Origin of the sequence: Prevotella sp. CAG:592 (assembly GCF_000436015.1) — a bacterium.
Taxonomy (GTDB): domain Bacteria; phylum Bacteroidota; class Bacteroidia; order Bacteroidales; family Bacteroidaceae; genus Prevotella; species Prevotella pectinovora.
The window spans coordinates 1-515 of sequence record NZ_FR892471.1 but is presented as its reverse complement, the minus strand read 5'-3'; the positions used below and the strand labels follow the sequence as shown (position 1 = coordinate 515).

Here is a 515-nt window from a genome sequence, read left to right as displayed (position 1 = left end):
GCACAGTCCCTTGCTGTAGTCGCCCGTGTTCTCGCCACAGAAGAGCCACAAGGACGAGTCGATACCGCAGGAATTCTGCTCAACCCACTTGACCAACTGCCTATAGCCAGACACGGTTGTCTTGAACTCGTTGAACACTCTAGCAGCGGTTTCTGCCAGTCCGTCTGCAAAAAGGATAGCCACATCAACTTTTTCTTTCGAAAAATCAACTCCGATAAATAAATTCTTCATAACTTTGTACGAGTTATATTGTGTAGAATTGGTCAATAGTTGTATGGACTAACACTCTAACAAGGCTCAGAGCCGATAACTTTCTATCTGGTCTTTGCAACTATGTCGATGAGGACCTAAACGATTTATAGCTTTACGGCTGGGTCATTAGCTGGTTTACCTCTTCGACAGACCGATTCTACCTTTTTACAACAAAGGTACGAAACTGTCTTTAGCAATCATAGTTTTACCTTGATTATTTTGGAGTTTATGCGACTTCGTCGCAATCTTCTGCAAACTTAGAG

1 pseudogene is annotated in these 515 nt (G+C 42.9%); it reads right to left on the bottom strand.

The annotated features are described in order from the left end of the window. Positions 1 to 231: pseudogene (locus tag QVO99_RS00060) on the bottom strand (IS110 family transposase); the annotation flags it as partial. Positions 232 to 515: the final 284 nt, after the last annotated feature.